This is a genomic window from Caballeronia sp. NK8 (genome assembly GCF_018408855.1).
Taxonomy (GTDB): Bacteria; Pseudomonadota; Gammaproteobacteria; order Burkholderiales; family Burkholderiaceae; genus Caballeronia.
Genome location: NZ_AP024322.1, coordinates 2,382,252 through 2,398,477, shown reverse-complemented (window position 1 = coordinate 2,398,477; position 16,226 = coordinate 2,382,252). Strand labels below are relative to the sequence as shown.

The 16,226-nt window shown below is 64.4% G+C and carries 18 protein-coding genes; 8 read left to right on the top strand and 10 right to left on the bottom strand.

All coding sequences use genetic code 11. The annotated features are described in order from the left end of the window. Positions 1 to 4 precede the first annotated feature (4 nt). Entirely contained in the window at positions 5 to 1,255 is a 1,251-nt protein-coding gene (gene kynU / locus NK8_RS11420) for a kynureninase (RefSeq protein WP_213226407.1), read from the bottom strand. A 26-nt stretch (positions 1,256 to 1,281) separates the two neighbouring features. Further along, positions 1,282 to 1,908, bottom strand: a complete 627-nt coding sequence (kynB, locus tag NK8_RS11415; RefSeq protein WP_213226406.1) for an arylformamidase — start codon at positions 1,906 to 1,908, stop codon at positions 1,282 to 1,284. 134 nt (positions 1,909 to 2,042) lie between these two features. Here kynB and NK8_RS11410 point away from each other — a divergent pair, with 134 nt between their 5' ends. Next, a complete protein-coding gene (locus NK8_RS11410; RefSeq protein ID WP_162066262.1) occupies positions 2,043 to 2,546 on the top strand; it encodes an Lrp/AsnC family transcriptional regulator in 504 nt (167 codons plus the stop codon). A 3-nt stretch (positions 2,547 to 2,549) separates the two neighbouring features. Here NK8_RS11410 and NK8_RS11405 read toward each other — a convergent pair whose 3' ends face one another. Next, positions 2,550 to 3,062, bottom strand: coding sequence for a flavin reductase family protein (locus NK8_RS11405; protein WP_213226405.1), 513 nt, complete (start codon positions 3,060 to 3,062; stop codon positions 2,550 to 2,552). Positions 3,063 to 3,381: 319 nt separating this feature from the next. Here NK8_RS11405 and msrA point away from each other — a divergent pair, with 319 nt between their 5' ends. Beyond that, complete coding sequence (gene msrA, locus NK8_RS11400; RefSeq protein WP_162066260.1) at positions 3,382 to 3,933, top strand: peptide-methionine (S)-S-oxide reductase MsrA; 552 nt, start codon at positions 3,382 to 3,384, stop codon at positions 3,931 to 3,933. 7 nt (positions 3,934 to 3,940) lie between these two features. Here msrA and NK8_RS11395 read toward each other — a convergent pair whose 3' ends face one another. The 3 genes from NK8_RS11395 to pdxH all read right to left on the bottom strand — a co-directional run bounded on the left by NK8_RS11395 (position 3,941) and on the right by pdxH (position 6,946). Further along, on the bottom strand, positions 3,941 to 4,945 hold the full coding sequence (locus NK8_RS11395) for a DUF72 domain-containing protein (RefSeq protein ID WP_225936252.1): 1,005 nt from the start codon (positions 4,943 to 4,945) through the stop codon (positions 3,941 to 3,943). A 74-nt stretch (positions 4,946 to 5,019) separates the two neighbouring features. Then, positions 5,020 to 6,234: a cyclopropane-fatty-acyl-phospholipid synthase family protein gene (locus tag NK8_RS11390; protein WP_213226404.1), complete on the bottom strand. Its 1,215-nt coding sequence runs from the start codon at positions 6,232 to 6,234 to the stop codon at positions 5,020 to 5,022. 70 nt (positions 6,235 to 6,304) lie between these two features. Beyond that, positions 6,305 to 6,946: a pyridoxamine 5'-phosphate oxidase gene (gene pdxH / locus NK8_RS11385; RefSeq protein WP_213226403.1), complete on the bottom strand. Its 642-nt coding sequence runs from the start codon at positions 6,944 to 6,946 to the stop codon at positions 6,305 to 6,307. 286 nt (positions 6,947 to 7,232) lie between these two features. Between pdxH and NK8_RS11380 the strand changes: the two genes are divergently transcribed. Next, positions 7,233 to 8,087, top strand: coding sequence for a ThiF family adenylyltransferase (locus NK8_RS11380; protein ID WP_162066257.1), 855 nt, complete (start codon positions 7,233 to 7,235; stop codon positions 8,085 to 8,087). 17 nt (positions 8,088 to 8,104) lie between these two features. Here the strand turns inward: NK8_RS11380 and trxA are convergent, their stop codons facing one another. Together trxA and NK8_RS11370 are read right to left on the bottom strand one after the other, a co-directional pair. Next, positions 8,105 to 8,953 (bottom strand): thioredoxin, encoded by an 849-nt coding sequence (gene trxA / locus NK8_RS11375; RefSeq protein ID WP_213226402.1) that lies wholly within the window; start codon positions 8,951 to 8,953, stop codon positions 8,105 to 8,107. Between the two features lie 79 nt (positions 8,954 to 9,032). Continuing rightward, a complete protein-coding gene (locus tag NK8_RS11370; protein ID WP_213226401.1) occupies positions 9,033 to 9,932 on the bottom strand; it encodes a pirin family protein in 900 nt (299 codons plus the stop codon). A gap of 177 nt (positions 9,933 to 10,109) precedes the next feature. Here NK8_RS11370 and NK8_RS11365 point away from each other — a divergent pair, with 177 nt between their 5' ends. After that, on the top strand, positions 10,110 to 10,370 hold the full coding sequence (locus NK8_RS11365) for a hypothetical protein (RefSeq protein ID WP_213226400.1): 261 nt from the start codon (positions 10,110 to 10,112) through the stop codon (positions 10,368 to 10,370). A 169-nt stretch (positions 10,371 to 10,539) separates the two neighbouring features. Next, entirely contained in the window at positions 10,540 to 11,421 is an 882-nt protein-coding gene (locus tag NK8_RS11360; protein WP_162066253.1) for an EamA family transporter, read from the top strand. 22 nt (positions 11,422 to 11,443) lie between these two features. Here NK8_RS11360 and NK8_RS11355 read toward each other — a convergent pair whose 3' ends face one another. Together NK8_RS11355 and tsaE are read right to left on the bottom strand one after the other, a co-directional pair. After that, positions 11,444 to 12,967: an N-acetylmuramoyl-L-alanine amidase gene (locus NK8_RS11355; protein WP_213226399.1), complete on the bottom strand. Its 1,524-nt coding sequence runs from the start codon at positions 12,965 to 12,967 to the stop codon at positions 11,444 to 11,446. Continuing rightward, positions 12,949 to 13,536 (bottom strand): tRNA (adenosine(37)-N6)-threonylcarbamoyltransferase complex ATPase subunit type 1 TsaE, encoded by a 588-nt coding sequence (tsaE, locus tag NK8_RS11350; RefSeq protein WP_162066251.1) that lies wholly within the window; start codon positions 13,534 to 13,536, stop codon positions 12,949 to 12,951. Before tsaE ends, NK8_RS11355 begins: the two co-directional genes overlap by 19 nt. A gap of 18 nt (positions 13,537 to 13,554) precedes the next feature. Between tsaE and queG the strand changes: the two genes are divergently transcribed. Genes queG through xerD form a run of 3 tightly spaced genes read left to right on the top strand, consistent with a single transcriptional unit; the run spans position 13,555 to position 16,192 of the window. Then, the gene (queG, locus tag NK8_RS11345) at positions 13,555 to 14,787 is read left to right on the top strand and encodes a tRNA epoxyqueuosine(34) reductase QueG (RefSeq protein ID WP_213226398.1); all 1,233 of its coding nucleotides are present in this window, start codon (positions 13,555 to 13,557) and stop codon (positions 14,785 to 14,787) included. After that, complete coding sequence (locus NK8_RS11340) at positions 14,784 to 15,266, top strand: methylated-DNA--[protein]-cysteine S-methyltransferase (RefSeq protein ID WP_213226397.1); 483 nt, start codon at positions 14,784 to 14,786, stop codon at positions 15,264 to 15,266. Before queG ends, NK8_RS11340 begins: the two co-directional genes overlap by 4 nt. Next, the gene (gene xerD, locus NK8_RS11335; protein ID WP_213226396.1) at positions 15,263 to 16,192 is read left to right on the top strand and encodes a site-specific tyrosine recombinase XerD; all 930 of its coding nucleotides are present in this window, start codon (positions 15,263 to 15,265) and stop codon (positions 16,190 to 16,192) included. Before NK8_RS11340 ends, xerD begins: the two co-directional genes overlap by 4 nt. Positions 16,193 to 16,226: the final 34 nt, after the last annotated feature.

Below are 16,226 nucleotides of genomic sequence, written 5' to 3'. Positions count from 1 at the left end.
GTCCTCAGGTCACCGATGCGCGCTCGGCGAACTCGGGCGCGCGCCAGCTTTCGGTCGCGAGCACGTCGCGCAGGATTTCGACGGCGTCCCACACATCGGCGAAACGCGTGTACAGCGGCGTGAAACCGAAGCGCAGAATGTGCGGCTCGCGATAATCGCCGATCACGCCGCGCGCGATCAGCGCCTGCATCACCTCGTAGCCGTTCGGATGCGCGAAGCTCGCCTGCGAGCCGCGTTGCGCGTGCTCGCGCGGCGTCGCGAGCGAGAGCGGAAATTCGCCGCAGCGTTCCTCGACCAGCCTGATGAACAGATCGCTCAAGGCGAGCGACTTGCGGCGCAGCGTCTGCATATCGGTTTGCAGGAACACGTCGAGCCCGCATTCGACGAGCGACATCGAGACGATCGGCTGCGTGCCGCAGAGAAAGCGGCCGATGCCGTCGTCCGGGCGATACACCGGGTCCATCTCGAACGGCTTCCTGTGTCCCCACCAGCCGGAAAGCGGCTGCGAGAACGTGTTCTGATGGCGTTTCGGCACCCACACGAACGCGGGCGAGCCCGGTCCGCCGTTCAGATACTTGTACGTGCAACCCACTGCGTAGTCCGCGCCGACGCCGTTCAGATCGACAGGCACCGCGCCCGCCGAATGCGCCAGATCCCAGACGGCGAGCGCGCCCGCGCGATGAATCGTTTCCGTGAGCGCGGCCATGTCGTGCATGTAGCCGGTGCGGTAGTTGACGTGCGTGATCATCGCGATCGCGGTGTGTTCGTCGATCGCGGCGGGCAGTTCCGACGGATCGTCGACGAGGCGCAACTCGTAGCCGCGATCGAGCTGCTCGATCAAACCCTGCGCGATATAGAGATCGGTCGGAAAGTTCGAACGTTCGGAGACGATCACGCGCCGCTTCGGATCGCGCTCGTTCGCGAGCTTGAGCGCGGCCGAGAGAATCTTGAAGAGATTGGCGGAAATCGTGTCCGTCACGACGACTTCGTCCGTGCCCGCGCCGATGAGAGGGCCAAGCTTGTTGCCGAGCCGTTTCGGCAGCGCGAACCAGCCGGCCGTGTTCCAGCTGCGGATCAGGCCTTCGCCCCATTCGGCGGCGATCACCTCGGCGGCGCGCGCGGCGGCGGCTTTGGGCGGTACGCCGAGCGAATTGCCGTCGAGATAGATCACGTTGTCGGCGAGCGCGAACTGGTCGCGCAGGCTGGCGAGCGGATCGTCGCGGTCGAGTGCCACGGCTTCGTCACGATGTTTCATCGAAAAGTCCATATATTTGAAGATCATCAGGAAAGCGGACGCAGGACGGCGCGAACCGGGCTCGCATCGAGCGTCGAGAATTTGAGCGGCAGGGCGATCAGTTCGTAATCGCCGGGCGCGACGGCGTCGAGCACGAGGCCTTCGAGGATCGCCATGCCGTGCGCGCGGATGCGCTTGTGGGCATCCATCGTCTTCGAGTCTTGCGGATCGAGCGAAGGCGTATCGATGCCGATCAGCTTCACGCCTTTTTCGGCCAGCAAGTCGATGGTTTGCGGCGCGACGGCGGTGAAGGCGCTGTCCCAGGCGTCGAGCGGCGAGGTCGCATAAGTGCGAAAGAGAATGCGCGCCGGGATGTCGTCGAGATGCCCGGCGATGTGCTCGGGTGTCACGAGCGGCGAAGCACCGATGCAGTGCACGACCCGGCAGACGCCGATGTAAGTATCGAGCGCGACTTCGCCGATCGGTTTGCCGTGTTCGTCGTAGTGAAGCGGGGCGTCGGCGTGGGCGCCGGTGTGCGGGGAGAGTGTGAGTCGCGCGACGTTGACGGGCGAGCCCGCCTCCATGCGCCACACGCGCTCGATGCCGACCGGTGTGTCGCCGGGCCACACGGGAGTGGCAGTATCGATCGGCGGGGAAATATCCAGAAGCGTCATGGCGCGCTCTAGCAGAAATTGTGAAGATGCGTCAAATCATAGTCGCGTTATCTCGAAAGGTGCTTGCAAAATAACCACCCAAAAGTGGCGCGCTTAGAACATAATTCGATGAAACGGGCACAGGGGACTCAAAAATGACCGGCTTCACGCTCGATGCAACGGATTGCCGAATTCTGGCGGTACTGCAGGAAGATGGACGGATCAGCAACCTGGACCTGGCAGAGCGCATCGCGCTTTCGCCGTCGGCGTGTCTGCGCCGCATGAGGCTGCTCGAAGAGGAAGGGGTGATCGCGAGCTATCGCGCGTGCCTCGACCGCGAGCGGCTCGGCATCGAACTGGAGGCGTTCGTCCACGTTTCGATGCGCAACGACCAGGAAAACTGGCACGAGAAGTTCGCCGCCGCCGTGCGCGAATGGCCGGAAGTGGTCGGCGCGTTCGTCGTCACCGGCGACACGCATTACGTGCTGCGGGTGCTCGCGCACAACCTCAAGCATTACTCCGACTTCATTCTTTCGAAGCTCTACAAGGCGCCCGGCGTGATCGACATCCGCTCGAACATCGTGCTTCAGACGATGAAGGACGACGCCGGCGTGCCGGTCGCGCTGATCGAGCAGCCGGGGCGCGCGCACACGCCCTGAGCGTTATTCCAGCGGTCCCAAGGTATGGAAGCCGCCCGCGTGGAAGACGAGCGGCGAGACTTGCGTCACGTCTTCGCGCACGCCGCAGCGTTCCACTTCGCCGACGAAGATCACGTGATCGCCCTCGTCATAGCGGCTGCGGTTGTGGCATTCGAACCACGCGAGCGCGCCGTCGAGCACGGGCATGCCGGTGTCGCCGGCCGCGTGTGAGACGCCCGCGAAGCGGTCGCCCTTGACGGTCGCGAAACGCCGGCACAGGTCGAGCTGCGACGCCGCGAGCACGTTCACCACATAGTGGCTGTTGGCGCGAAATACCGGCATCGACGCGGATTTCGTCGCGAGGCTCCACAGCACGAGCGGCGGATTGAGCGATACCGAGTTGAACGAACTCGCGGTGATGCCGACCAACTGGCCGGATTCGGTGCGCGTCGTGATGACCGTGACGCCGGTCGCAAACTGGCCGAGCGCGGCGCGAAACGAGGTCGGATCGAAATTCGGGGTCTTGGCGCGTGTCATTTGGCAGATGAGCAGGCAAATGGGCGGTCGAATGTGTCGTGTGCTACCGAGCCGGCCGCGCGTCGCGCTTCAGTCGGAAGGACCTTTTCAGAAGTCATGTAAAAACTGGAGATTTGCTTCGATTCTATCGGAATCGGCAGCCGGTAGCCGCCAAATCACCGTATTCGGGCGGCAAGTTTCCTTCCGCCGGGGCTTTCTGCGCGGCGCGGCCAAACCCAGTAAGCTCGATTCATCTCGCCCGCGAGATTGAAGAAACGCGCGGGCGCATCCATATGCGTGATCCGCGGCATGGCCGCATGCACTTGATGAGGAGTTGCACATGACCGAACAGGCGAGACTTGAGACCGCGACGCTCGGCGGTGGATGTTTCTGGTGTACCGAAGCCGTGTTTCTCGCGGTGCAGGGTGTGGAGTCGGTCGAATCGGGCTATGCGGGCGGCAAGGTGGTGAACCCGTCCTATGAGCAGGTTTGCGATGGCGAAACCGGTCACGCAGAAGTCGTGAAGGTCGTGTTCGATCCGTCCGTCATCGGCTATCGCGAGGTTCTGGAGATTTTCTTCGCGACGCACGATCCGACCCAGCTCAACCGGCAGGGCAACGACGTCGGCACGCAGTATCGATCGGCCGTGTTCACGCATTCGGACGAGCAGCGCAAGATCGCGCTCGAAGTGATCGACGAGTTGCAGCGCGAGGATGTCTACGGCGGCAAGATCGTCACGCAAGTCGTACCGCTCGCCGACGATTACTACCCTGCCGAGGCGTATCACCAGAACTATTTCGCGCAGCATCCGAATCAGGGGTATTGCGCGGCTGTCGTCGGGCCGAAGGTAGCGAAGTTCCGCAAGAAGTTCGTGCATCGGCTGAAGGCGTAAGGCGTTTCTAGCTGTCTCGCGCGCGCTCGATTTCTTCCGCGATGCCGCGCGCGAGTTCGAAGCACGTGAGCGGCGCGGAACCTTCCGCCTTGTTGTTCGCCGCGATCACGACCGGCTGGCCCGCGATCGCATAGCGCGCGGCCAGTTCGGCGAGCGCCTCGCGCGTGTCGCGGTCTTCATCGACGATCTTGTCGAACGGTTCGTACTTCGCCTTGGCCTGCTCGTAGCGAAAGCCGCTGTGCAGACTCCAGCGCACTATCAGCGGGCCCATTTTTTCTTCATCCAGTAACGCGAGCGCCTTCGCCTGACGGCGCACGTCCGGCATGCGCGCGTGCACGCCGATGCAATAGCGCACATTCGCGTCGCGCAGTGCGCGGATGAAGCGCGGCGTGAGCATCACGGCGTCGCGGATCTCCACCGCGTAGCACGACTCGCCCTCGAGCGGCGGCAGCGCGTTCATGAACGCCGACAGCCGGTCGATGAAACTCGCCGGCTCGACCACCATCGCATCGGGCAGCGGCGAGAACTGGAACACGAGCGCGCCCGCTTTCGCGCCGAGCCCGCCGATGCACGGCGTCACGAACTCGTCGATGGCGATCTGCGCATTCAGGAACGCGGGGTTCTGCGCGTCCGGCGTGCCGCGTTCGCCGCGAATGAAGGCATCGGTGACGGAGGCGGGCGCCTTCACGATGAAGCGGAAATGCGCGGGCACCTGCGATGCATAGCGCGCATAGTCGGCAAGCGATAGCGGCGCGTAGAACGAGCGGTCGATCGACACGCTTCTCAGAAGCGGATGCGCGCCGTAGGCGGTGAGACCGTCGCGGGAAAGCTTCGTGTTGGAGTACTCGTCGCCATAGACGATGCCGCGCCAGCCCGGAAACGACCATGTCGACGTGCCGAGATGGATTGCCTCCGGCAAGCGCTGCGCGATGGCTTCGAGTTCGGGCTGCAAGGGCGCGGGCAGGATGCCGCGCGGCCTGGGTTGCTTCGGCGGCTTGGGCGGTTCCGCCAGAACGGGCGCGGACTCGCCGAAGAGATCGAACTGATCTTCCGGCTCGTCCGTGTCGAGATGAGGCGAATCGTGGTTCAGAGCGCCTTCTCGTAGATGTACCGCCGCGACCACGGCAGCGTCGTCGCACTGCGCCCCGCCTTGCGGCAGACCACCTGATAGATCGACACGTCGTCGTTCTCGAACGCATACGCGCAGCCCGCGAGATACAGGCGCCAGATGCGGAAGTGCTCATCGTCGACGAGCTTCTTCGCTTCCTCGGCGTGTTCCTCGAAACGGTCGGCCCAGATGTCGAGCGTGTGCGCGTAGTGCCGCCGCAGGCTTTCGACATCGAGCGCTTCCAGCCCGCCGCGCTGCATGCTTTCAAGCGCGAGGCCGATATGCGGCAGCTCGCCGTCCGGGAACACGTATTTGTCGATGAACTCGCCGCCGCCAAGCGATGTCTCGCCGCTGTCGGCATCCGACGACGTGATGCCGTGATTCATCGCGATGCCGTCATCGACGAGCAGATCGCGGATCTTCGCGAAGTAGTCCGGCAAATTCTTGCGCCCGACATGCTCGAACATGCCGACGCTCGTGATGCGGTCGAACTGCCCCGGAATGTCGCGGTAATCCTGCAGCCGGATTTCGATTCTGTCTTCCAGACCCGCCGCCTTCACGCGCTCGGTCGCGAGCCTGAACTGGTTTTCGGAGAGCGTGACGCCCACGCACTTCGCGCCGAACTTCTGCGCCGCGCGAATCACGAGCGCGCCCCAGCCGCAGCCGATATCGAGCAGCGTGTGCCCCGGCTGCAACTGGATCTTCGTGAGGATGTGGTCGATCTTCTTCAGCTGCGCGGTGTCGATGTCTTCGTCGCCGTTCTCGAAATACGCGCAGGAGTACACCATGTTCCTGTCGAGCCAGAGCTGATAGAACTCGTTCGACACATCGTAGTGGTACTGAATGGCTCTCCGGTCCGACGTCTTCGAATGATTGAAGTAACGCCGCACGCGGGCAAGCTTGCTGGCGCTCGTCACCGTGCTCTTCGCCAGCGAATAGCCGATGTTGATGATGTCGGAGAGCTTGCCCTCAATGTCGATCTTGCCCTTCACGTAAGCTTCGCCGAGGTTGTCGAGACTCGGTTCGAGCAGATAGGGCAGCGCGGTCGCGCTCTTCACGTGCAGCGTCACCCGAGGCGCTGCGAACTGGCCGAAATCGTGCTGCTGGCCATCCCACATCACGAGCCGCGCGGGCAGATTGGCCCGGTCGCGCACTTCCTCCACCCACTGCGTCAGCTTCTTCTCCCAGAACATGCTTGTTTCTCCGCGCTAGATGAAATCAAGAGAAGGCTTCGCGCCTCCATGTTCGTGCTGCTTGCCGCTTCTACGGCGCGAGTCTCGCGATGCGCCACGGCGCGCCCGCGTCACCACGCGTATAGACAATGCGATCGTGCAAGCGCGACGGGCGTCCCTGCCAGAATTCGATGGCATCCGGCACGAGGCGATAACCGCCCCAGTGCGGCGGGCGCGGCGGCGCGTCGCCGTATTTCGCGACCATCTCGCGCTCGCGCGCTTCCAGCGCTTCGCGGCTTTCGAGCGGCTGGCTCTGGTCGGACGCCCATGCGCCGATGCGCGAGCCGAGCGGACGCGATGCGTAATACGCGTCGCTCTCCTCATCGCTCGTCTTTTCGACGCGGCCCTCGATACGCACCTGGCGCTCGAGTTCGATCCAGTGGAACAGCAGGCTCGCCGCGGGATTGGCAAGAAGTTCGCGGCCTTTGCGGCTATCGTAATTGGTAAAAAAAACAAAGCCACGCTCGTCGACGCCTTTGATCAGCACGATGCGGGCGGACGGACGGCCCTCTGCATCGACGGTCGCGAGGGTCATGGCGTTCGGTTCGGGCAACTTGGCATCGAGCGCCTGGACGAACCAGGTCTGGAATTGGCGTACCGGGTCCGGATCGACGTCCGCGGCGTCGAGCGCGCCGCGCGAATAGTTTTTGCGAAGGTCAGCGAGAGTCGTCATTTTTATGCAAACGCTACAATCGGGTCAGTATAGCCAAGGTGAAACGATCTTGCCCTGATTACCCCTGGACCTGTTGCGTGCCGGCGGGTGCGGCGCTCACGGCTATCACGTCCGGGGTTTCGATAAGGCAGAATACGCAATTCGATCGAATTTTGCATGATCGGACACTCAAGTTTTCAAACCCGACAGCCGTCCGTAAGCCTTGATTGACGCCGCACAACGAACGCAGCATTTCGATGGCTTTTAGTTTGCTTTCAACCGACCCGGCTTCATCCATCCACACGACATGAACGCTTCATCCGACACCGCTGTCACGCCCTCCGCCGAAGACATCGCCGATCGCGCGCGCCGCTTCGGCGGCATCGCGCGTCTGTACGGCGCGCCCGCGCTCGACGCGTTCGAAAAAGCGCATGTCGCGGTGATTGGCATCGGCGGCGTGGGCTCGTGGGTGGCCGAAGCGCTCGCGCGCAGCGCTGTCGGCAAGCTGACACTGATCGATCTCGATAATGTCGCCGAAAGCAATACGAACCGCCAGATTCATGCGCTCGACGGCAACTACGGCAAGGCAAAAGTCACCGCGATGGCCGAGCGCATCAAGCTGATTGATCCGGCGTGCGTGGTCGGGCAAATCGAGGATTTCGTCGAGCCCGGCAACTTCGACGCCACGCTCGGCGGTGGCTTCGATTACGTCGTCGATGCGATCGACAGCGTACGCACGAAAACCGCGCTCATCGCGTGGTGCGTGGCGCGCAAGCAGGCGCTCATCACTGTCGGCGGGGCGGGCGGGCAGCTGGACCCGACGCGTATCCGCATCGACGATCTCGCGCTGACGATCCAGGACCCGCTGTTGTCGAAGGTGCGCGGCCAGTTGCGCAAGCTGCACGGCTTTCCGCGCGGCCCGAAGGCGCGCTTCAAGGTGAGCGCGGTGTATTCCGACGAGCCGTTGATCTATCCCGACGCACCCGCATGCGATATTAGCGAAGGCGCCGAGCATCTGGAAACGGGCGCGGGTCATTCAGGTCCGGTCGGGCTCAATTGCGCGGGTTTCGGATCGAGCGTGTGCGTGACGGCGAGCTTCGGTTTCGCGGCGGCCGCCCATGTGTTGCGCGAACTGGCGAAACGCGCGGCCAGTTCTTCATAGAACTGGCCGTCGGTCGATCAGTTGATCGCCGCGCTCAGCTTGCGCCGCCACTGTGACACGAGATCCGGCTGATTCGCGGCAAGCTCGAACACGGAAAGCATCGTCTTGCGGCCGACGTCGTCCATGAAGGCGCGGTCGCGCACGACGATCGCGAGCAGGTTTTCCAGCGCGCCCGCATAGTCCCGGCCCGCGATCAGCCGATTGGCGAGCGCGAAACGCGCGTCGAGATCGTCGGGATTCGCGTTCACCGCGTCGATCAGCGCGTCGGCGGGCGGCAGATCGGCGGCGGCATCGGCGGCGTCGAGTTCGGTTTTCAGCGCGTTGTAGCGCGCGTCGATGCCCTGCGTCGTCTTGGGCGACAGCAGCTTGTCCTCCTCCTTCGCGTCGTCGATACGGTGCTCAGCGATCAGCCACTCGATCAGGTCGAGGCGCGCGTCGTCGTAGCCGGGATCGAGCGCGAGCGCGGCCTTGATCGTGTCGATGGCTTTCTTGCGGTCGCCCGCGGCCCATGCGCTGTGCGCGGCGCTGCGCTCGGCTTCGGCGCCATCGGGCACGAGACGGTCGAGAAACGCGCGCAATTCGCCTTCGGGCAGCACGCCGATGAACTGGTCGATCGGACGGCCATCCGCGAACGCGATCACATGCGGAATGCTGCGCACCTGGAAGTGCGCCGCGAGTTCCTGATTCTCGTCGACGTTCACCTTCACTAGCTTCCACTTGCCGGCTGCCTCGGCTTCGAGCCTTTCGAGCATCGGTCCGAGCGTCTTGCACGGGCCACACCACGGGGCCCAGAAATCGACCAGAACCGGCGCGAGCATCGACGCGTTGATGACATCGTTCTCGAAGGTGGCGAGGGTCGTATCCATTGCGTTTTCTCCTAATGCTTGCGGTCGATCCCATCTATATGGGGACGATCCGCGCGACTCTCAAGCGCTCACGCACGCCTCATGCGTCGGGTGCGCGATTTTCGCGGCGCTGCGGCGGCAGCGGGATGAACTCGGTCTCGCCGGGCACATGTCCCATGCGCTGCTCGCTCCATGCGGTTTTTGCGGCGTCGATCTTCTCCCGCGAGCTCGACACGAAGTTCCACTCGATGAAGCGCGGACCGTCGAGCGGCGCGCCGCCGAGCAGCATCGCGACGGCGCCATTCGCGCTGCGCAATGTCACGTCCGCGCCCGGCGTCAGCACGGCCATCTGCTGTTCGGGCAGCGCTTCGCCGTCGATCGACAGATCGCCGCTCACCAGATAGACGCCGCGTTCCTCGTGTTCGGTATCGAGCGTGATCTCGCTCGCGGCGGCGAACTGCGCGGCGACATAGAGCGTCGGCGAAAACGTGCGCGTGGGGGCCTGCGCACCGAACGCCGTGCCCGCGATCACGCGCAAGCTCACGCCGTCGCGTTCGATCTGCGGCAAGGCGGCAGCCGCGTGATGCTCGAACGCAGGCTCGACCTCTTCGCTCGCCACCGGCAGGGCGACCCACGTCTGGATGCCGTGCATCGACTGACCGGCGGCGCGTTCCTCGTCGGGCGTGCGCTCCGAATGGACGATGCCGCGGCCCGCGGTCATCCAGTTGACGTCGCCGGGCACGATCTTCTGCACCGAGCCGACGCTGTCGCGATGCATGATCGCGCCGTCGAACAGATACGTGACCGTCGCGAGCCCGATATGCGGATGCGGGCGCACGTCGAGTCCCTTGCCGGGCACGAGCGTTGCGGGACCGATATGGTCGAAAAAGATGAAGGGTCCGACGGTGCGCGCCGCGAGCGCGGGCAAGACTCGCCGCACCATGAGGCCGCCGACGTCGTGTTGGTGAGGCTTGAGGAGTGCGCGGATCGTCGATGGCATGGCGGATTTCGCAGGAAGGATCGGGCGCCGGAATGGCGCGCGTGGTTCCGTCGATTCTACCGGCCGATGCCGCGCTGCGCAGGCCTGCCACCAGGTTCCTTGTCTTTTACGTCGCCGCGTGCATGCGACCGCGCGCGGCTTCGCACAACTTTCGCAACCAGCATCGGGAGTCTGAACATGAGCAAGAGCAAGCTGTTGATCGCCATCACCGCGGGCCTTTTCACCGCGACCGCCGCGACGGGCGCATTCGCGCAGACATCGTCGGGCAATTCGTCGGGGGCGATGGGCAACGATGCCGCCGCCACCACCGACAATTCGGCGGGCACGATGAAGCACAAGAAGCCGAGGAAGCACACCGCGCAGCCTTCGTCGGGCAAGAAGACGCCGGATGTGGAAACCGGCAACAACGCGGCGGCCGAGTCGGGCCAGAGCAAGTAAGCGCGCTTTCCTGGCTTTCCTGGACCGAAGCGCCCGCGCCGCCTTGCGGTGACGCGGGCGCTTTTCGCGTGTTTCGTCATGCCGCGCAGGATTTGACAAGCGACGGCGCGCGGCCCTCCGCTACACTTTCCGATTCGCCATCAACGCGCACGAAAGAAGGGGAAGGGCGATGACGCCAAAGGACTTGCTGATTGCATCGATCGTCATTCTCGCGTGGGGCGTGAATTTCGTCGTCATCAAACTGGGACTGCATGGCGTGCCGCCGATGCTGCTCGGCGCGCTGCGCTTCGCGCTCGCCGCCGTGCCGGCGCTGTTCGTCAAGCGCCCGCAAATTCCGCTGCGCTGGCTGTTCGCTTACGGCCTCACCATTTCCCTCGGCCAATTCGCGCTGCTCTTCTACGGCATGTATGTGGGGATGCCCGCAGGACTGGCGTCGCTCGTGTTGCAGGCGCAGGCGTTCTTCACGCTCATCTTTGCGTCGATGTTTCTCGGCGAGCGTATCCGCGCGGCGAATCTTGCCGGACTCGTGATCGCGGCGGCCGGGCTCGCGCTGATCGGCATGCGCGGCGGCCAGGCGATGACGGTCACCGGCTTTCTCTTCACGCTCGCCGCTTCCGCGATGTGGGCGCTCGGCAATGTCGTGACCAAGCGCATGGGCAAGGTCGATCTGCTGTCGCTCGTCGTATGGGGCAGTTTGATTCCACCGCTGCCGTTCCTCGCGCTCTCGCTGATCTTCGAAGGCCCGGCGCGCATCGAAGCGAGTCTTGCGTCCATCCCGCTCGTTTCCGTATTCGCGATTCTTTATCTCTCGTTCGTCGCGACGATCGTCGGTTATAGCCTGTGGGGCAAATTGCTCGCGCGCTATCCGGCGGGAACCGTCGCGCCGTTTTCGCTGTTGGTCCCGGTGATCGGGCTTGCGTCGGCGGCGGTGTTTCTCGGCGAGGGACTGAGCGCCGCGCAGATCGCGGGCGCGGCGCTCGTGATGGCGGGACTCGCGGTGAACGTGTTCGGCGCGCGCTTCATGCAGCGCATCCTGCCGACGACGCGCTGAACATCGCCGCTCGCGCGATTTTCTACGTCATGCGGCCCTTCGCGAGCGGCGGATTCGCCGCGAAGTAGCGCTTGATGCCCTTCATGATCGCGTTGGCCATCTTGTCGCGATAGGCGTCGTCGTTCAGACGCGCTTCCTCGTCCGGATTGCTGATGAACGCGGTCTCGACCAGAATCGACGGAATGTCCGGCGCCTTCAGCACGGCGAAGCCCGCCTGTTCGACCGAGCCCTTGTGCAGCTTGTTGATGCCGCCGATCTCGTTCAGCACGAAGCTTCCGTAGCGCATCGAATCGCGGATCTGCGCGGTCGTCGACATATCGAAGAGCGCGCGGTTCACGCTCGCGTCCTGCGATTTCACGTTGATGCCGCCGACCTGATCCGACGCGTTCTCCTTGTTCGCCATCCAGCGCGCGGCCGCGCTCGACGCGCCGTGCTCGGACAACGCGAACACCGACGAGCCGCGCGCATCGGGCGAAGTGAACGCATCCGCGTGAATCGATACGAAGAGGTCCGCCGACACGCGCTGCGCCTTCTGCACGCGCACGTTGAGCGGCACGAAGAAGTCGGCGTCGCGGGTCATCATCGCGCGCATGTTGGGCTGGGCGTCGATCTTCGCGCGCAGCTTCTTCGCGATATCGAGCGCGATGTGCTTCTCGTACGTGCCCTGGCCGCCGATCGCGCCGGGGTCCTCGCCGCCGTGACCCGGATCGATCGCGACGGTGAGCAGGCGCGTCGTGCCGGCGCCTTGCTTGGGCGTGGAGAAGGTGTATTGATCGGCGTCGTCGTCGTCCTTCTTCGCGATGACCGGCGGCGCGGACGGCACGCGCGGTTTCGCGGCGGGCTTCGGCGTCGTCGGAACGGATGGCGCGATCTCGACCGGCGCGTCGCTTTGCGCGTACTTCTGGAAAAAGTCGTCGGTGGAATCGGGCGTGGTCGGCTTCTGCGCGGTCGCAGGTCCCGAGAGCGTCGCGGGCGGCGGCGTCGACGGATTCGGATTGGCGCGGTCGAGCGCCTCCTGCTTGCGCTCGGTCTGCGCGAGCAGTTCCATCAGCGGATCGGGCGCGACCGCCGGGTACAGGTCGAACACGAGGCGGTACTTGTAGCTGCCGATAGGACCCAGCGTGAACACCTGCGGCTTCACCGAGCCTTTCAGATCGAACACCATGCGCACGACATGCGGCTGATACTGCCCGATGCGCACTGCCTGAATCTGCGGATCGTTCGGCGTGATCTTCGAGACGAGATCGCGCAGCGCCTGATCGAGATCGATGCCGGAAAGGTCGACGACCAGCCGGTCCGGTCCCTGCAACAGCTGATTGGCGTTCTGCAGCGGCTGGTCCGATTCGATCGTCACGCGGGTGTAATCGCGCGCGGGCCACACGCGCACGCCAAGCACACTGCTCGCATGCGCGAGCTTCGGTGCGACGAGCGCGAGCACGAGCGTGGAGGCGCCCGCGCGCAGCACCTGGCGGCGGCGCCAGTTGTGCGGCGCGCTGGCGCCCGCTTCGATCGAATGAAATGGCTTGATCAACATCTTTCGAGACATGACTTTCCTGTTTCGCTAAACGCCCGCGCGCTCAGTACGCGGCCTTCTTCTTCGTTCGAATGTGCTTCCTGAGTGAACTGGTCCGGCAGGGACAACTGGAACACGAGATCAGGCACGCCGAGCAGGCCGCCCGCCTGTTGCGGCCACTCGACGAGGCACAGCGCGCCCGCATCGAAATATTCGCGAAAACCGGCATCGGCCCATTCGGCCGGATCGGCGAAGCGATAGAGATCGAAGTGATAAACGTCGAGCGGCCCGCTTTCGATGACGAGCGAGTATGGCTCGACGAGCGTGTAAGTCGGGCTCTTCACGCGGCCGACGTGGCCGAGCGCGCGCAGCGTGGCGCGCACGAGCGTGGTCTTGCCCGCGCCCAGATCTCCGATCAACTGGACCTGAAGACCGTGAAATCGTTCAGAAGAAGATTGCGATGCGTGGATGCGCGTGGCGTCGATGGCGCGCGCGAAGCGTTCTCCGAAAGCGAGCGTCGCCGCTTCGTCGCGCAACTCGAAGCGGCGTTCGAGAAGCGCGGAGGGAAGGTCTTGCGTCGTTCGTACGGGGCTTTCGGGCATTGCTCGTAAAATGTCGTGATGAACCGATTGCCGGAACATTCCGTTGAAATCACGACCGCGTCCAGCGACGCCGCCGCTGAGTCCGTCTCAGAGTCTCGCGTCATCGAATTCGATGAAAACGCGCTGGCGGAGCTCGCGCAACGCATCAAGGCGTGGGGGCGCGAGTTAGGGTTTGGTGCCGTCGGCTTCAGTGATATCGACCTGACGGATGCCGAGAAAGGCCTGAATGACTGGCTGGAAGCAGGCTATCACGGCGAAATGGATTATATGGCCAAACATGGGATGAAACGCGCAAGACCGGCCGAGCTTGTGGCCGGGACGCGACGTGTTATCACCGCGCGCATGGCCTATCTGCCGGCGCGCACGCTCGCGAAACAGGGCGATGAAAGTGTCGCGACAGCCGATGGTCAGAAGAACGACTGGCGCGCGATCGAATGGTCGCGGCTCGCGAAGCCATCGCAGGCGATGGTCTCCATCTATGCGCGCGGCCGCGATTATCACAAGGTCATGCGCAATCGTCTGCAGCAACTGGCGGAACGCATCGAAAGCGAGATCGGGCCGTTCGGGCATCGCGCGTTCACGGATTCCGCGCCGGTGCTGGAAGTCGCGCTCGCGCAGAAGGCGGGCAACGGCTGGCGCGGCAAGCACACGCTGCTGCTCGATCGCGATGCCGGATCGCTGTTCTTTCTCGGCGAAATCTTCGTCGATGTCCCGCTGCCCGTCGATCCGCATCCCGAGCAGGACGGCGCGCATTGCGGGCAGTGCACGCGCTGCATCGGCGCATGTCCGACCGGTGCGATCGTCGCGCCGTATCGCGTCGATGCGCGGCGCTGCATCTCGTATCTGACGATCGAACTGCACGGCAGCATTCCCGAAGCGCTGCGTCCGCTGATCGGCAATCGCGTGTATGGCTGCGACGATTGCCAGCTGGTCTGTCCGTGGAACAAGTTCGCGCAGGCCGCGCCCGTCGCGGATTTCGACGTGCGGCATGGGCTCGATCGCGCGACGCTGGTCGACCTGTTCGCATGGAGCGCCGACGATTTCGACACCCGCATGCAGGGCAGCGCGATCCGGCGCATCGGGCATGAGCGGTGGCTGCGCAATATCGCGGTCGGGATGGGCAATGCGTTGCGTTCCTCCGCGCTCGATGCAGGCGAACGCGAGGCTATCGTCGACGCGTTGCGCGCGCGTGAAGATGACTCGTCCGAACTCGTCCGCGAACACGTTCGGTGGGCGCTGGAGCAATCATGAAGACCATTCCATTCGATGCCGTGATCGACGCGCCGTTCGGCAAAGTCGGCATTCGCGCCGATGCGCAGGCGGTGCGCGAGATCGTTTATCTGCCCGACGATGTCTACAGCGTCGAGCCGCAAACGCCGCTCGCCCGCGACGCCGCCGCGCAGATCCGTCGTTACTTCGACACGCCGTCGATGCGCTTCGACCTGCCGCTCGCGATCCGTGGCACCGCGTTTCAGCAGCGCGTGTGGCAGGGCATTTCAGGCATCGCGGCGGGGCACGTCTGGACCTACGGGCAGCTTGCGCGCGAGATCGGCAGCGTGCCGCGCGCGGTCGGGCAGGCGTGCGGCTCCAATCCGCTGCCGATCGTGATACCGTGCCACCGGGTAGTGGCATCGGGCGGGATCGGCGGCTTCGCGCATCATCCCGGCGAGGGTTTTTATCGCAATGTGAAGCGCTGGCTGCTGGCGCATGAAGGTGTATCGATCGCATGACGAGCGCAACGACTGAAGCAATACAAACGCCGGAACTCACCGCGAGCCACGACTCGATCGATCTCTTCTGCGATGCGCTCTGGCTCGAACACGGGCTCGCGAAAAACTCGCTCGAAGCGTACCGGCGCGATCTCAAGCTTTTCGCGGAATGGCTCGGCAAGACGCGCGGCGCGTCGATCGATTTCGCCGTCGAGGCCGACATGAACGGCTACATGGCCGCGCGCCGCGGCGACAAGGCGACCTCGGCGAACCGGCGTCTGTCCGTGTTCCGACGTTACTACGCGTGGGCCTTGCGCGAGCACCGCACCACCGCCGATCCGACGCTGAAGCTGCGTTCGGCGCGGCAGCCGCCGCGTTTTCCGTCGACGCTCAACGAAACGCAGGTCGAAGCGCTGCTCGGCGCGCCCGACATCGAGACGCCGCTCGGCCTGCGCGACCGCACGATGCTCGAGCTGATGTACGCGAGCGGCCTGCGCGTCACCGAACTGGTCACGCTCAAGACGGTCGAGGTCGGCCTCAACGAGGGCGTCGTGCGCGTGATGGGCAAGGGCTCGAAAGAGCGCCTGATTCCGTTCGGAGAGACGGCGCATGCGTGGCTCGAACGCTATCTGCGCGAAGCCCGCCCGGCGCTGCTCGGCGCGCGCGCAGCCGATGCGCTTTTCGTCACCACGCGCGGCGAAGGCATGACGCGCCAGCAATTCTGGAACATCATCAAGCGCCATGCGCTGAAGGGCGGCGTGCACGCGCCGCTCTCGCCGCACACGCTGCGTCACGCGTTCGCGACGCATCTGCTCAATCACGGCGCGGACCTGCGCGTCGTGCAATTGCTGCTCGGGCACTCGGACATCTCGACGACGCAGATCTATACGCACGTCGCGCGCGAGCGTCTGCACAAGCTGCATCGCGAGCATCATCCGCGCGGGTGAAAACGTGACGTAGCGTTTCATTCGCGAACGATCG

Coding starts and splice junctions, on each gene's coding strand:
- NK8_RS11370 (WP_213226401.1), bottom strand. CDS start 9,932: ATGCCATCGACGATCCGCGCACTCCTCAAGCCTCACCAACACGACGTC.
- tsaE (WP_162066251.1), bottom strand. CDS start 13,536: ATGCCCGAAAGCCCCGTACGAACGACGCAAGACCTTCCCTCCGCGCTT.
- NK8_RS11360 (WP_162066253.1), top strand. CDS start 10,540: ATGACGCCAAAGGACTTGCTGATTGCATCGATCGTCATTCTCGCGTGG.
- NK8_RS11390 (WP_213226404.1), bottom strand. CDS start 6,234: ATGTTCTGGGAGAAGAAGCTGACGCAGTGGGTGGAGGAAGTGCGCGAC.
- NK8_RS11380 (WP_162066257.1), top strand. CDS start 7,233: ATGAACGCTTCATCCGACACCGCTGTCACGCCCTCCGCCGAAGACATC.
- NK8_RS11340 (WP_213226397.1), top strand. CDS start 14,784: ATGAAGACCATTCCATTCGATGCCGTGATCGACGCGCCGTTCGGCAAA.
- kynB (WP_213226406.1), bottom strand. CDS start 1,908: ATGACGCTTCTGGATATTTCCCCGCCGATCGATACTGCCACTCCCGTG.
- msrA (WP_162066260.1), top strand. CDS start 3,382: ATGACCGAACAGGCGAGACTTGAGACCGCGACGCTCGGCGGTGGATGT.
- NK8_RS11365 (WP_213226400.1), top strand. CDS start 10,110: ATGAGCAAGAGCAAGCTGTTGATCGCCATCACCGCGGGCCTTTTCACC.
- NK8_RS11355 (WP_213226399.1), bottom strand. CDS start 12,967: ATGTCTCGAAAGATGTTGATCAAGCCATTTCATTCGATCGAAGCGGGC.
- NK8_RS11405 (WP_213226405.1), bottom strand. CDS start 3,062: ATGACACGCGCCAAGACCCCGAATTTCGATCCGACCTCGTTTCGCGCC.
- NK8_RS11410 (WP_162066262.1), top strand. CDS start 2,043: ATGACCGGCTTCACGCTCGATGCAACGGATTGCCGAATTCTGGCGGTA.
- queG (WP_213226398.1), top strand. CDS start 13,555: ATGAACCGATTGCCGGAACATTCCGTTGAAATCACGACCGCGTCCAGC.
- kynU (WP_213226407.1), bottom strand. CDS start 1,255: ATGAAACATCGTGACGAAGCCGTGGCACTCGACCGCGACGATCCGCTC.
- xerD (WP_213226396.1), top strand. CDS start 15,263: ATGACGAGCGCAACGACTGAAGCAATACAAACGCCGGAACTCACCGCG.
- trxA (WP_213226402.1), bottom strand. CDS start 8,953: ATGGATACGACCCTCGCCACCTTCGAGAACGATGTCATCAACGCGTCG.
- pdxH (WP_213226403.1), bottom strand. CDS start 6,946: ATGACGACTCTCGCTGACCTTCGCAAAAACTATTCGCGCGGCGCGCTC.